Annotated in this window: 1 protein-coding gene; it reads right to left on the bottom strand. The window is 32.1% G+C overall.

Annotated features, from left to right (window positions below):
• Window positions 1-203, bottom strand: a 203-nt coding sequence (locus tag ACGHVY_RS24785; RefSeq protein ID WP_390602131.1) for a carboxypeptidase-like regulatory domain-containing protein, incomplete at its 3' end; no start/stop codon positions are given.
• Window positions 204-872: the final 669 nt, after the last annotated feature.

Here is an 872-nt window from a genome sequence, read left to right on the forward strand (position 1 = left end):
GGTGCATTACTGATAGTGAACTTTCCATCCAGATTGGTGGTAGTTCCTATAGTCGTGCCTTTCACTAGTACGGATGCCCCTACAACAGGCTGGTTGTCTTCTTCCGAAATGACAACACCTGTGATTTCTTTAGGTGTTTGGGCAATTGCCAGACCGATTCCTGCCAATAAGCAGGCTAATAACAACACAAATCTTCTTTTCATACGCTCCCTAAATATTTGGTTAATACAATAGTTGTCTATTTGTCTGTAGGTTTTTGCAAAAATAAGCACATTTTATTAAAAACAAAGCAAAACAACAAAAAAATATCAAATTTATTTGCGGGATAATTTGAAAGGATATCTGTTTGATACGTTTTTCTAAAGAGACTATATAATGTATATTTAATAGCATATTGCTATTATTAATAAGGTATATTGCTACTTTTGGGGAAGTGAAAGAATTTCAAACCTGTAAAAAAAGAAGTTTAATTATATGAAAACTAGGCATATGATATTTTTATAGGAGTTAAGATTTGATAGATTGCATAAAGGGTAAATGAGGATGAGAAATAACTACTTGGTGTATAAAGTTCCTCTTTTTCCTAGTGGCTATATTTAGACAAACAAGATAGAACTAACAAATAAACCGAGTATTAAAGAATTCACATATCCTTATCACACACAAAAGGGACTTTTCTATATTTATTGATATAATAATTGGCATCTAGCATGCATGGTGCATTTCTCTGTCTCTCCCCCCTGCGTATATCCTGCATCTATCTGAAATATTTGCAAAATAGAGAGTCGTGAGTATCATTTTGACAGTTTTGTATTAGGAGTATTATATTGACAATTATTCCCGAATCTGTAAAATAAACATTCTTTAATATT

This window comes from Bacteroides sp. f07, assembly GCF_042854785.1.
GTDB lineage: Bacteria > Bacteroidota > Bacteroidia > Bacteroidales > Bacteroidaceae > Bacteroides.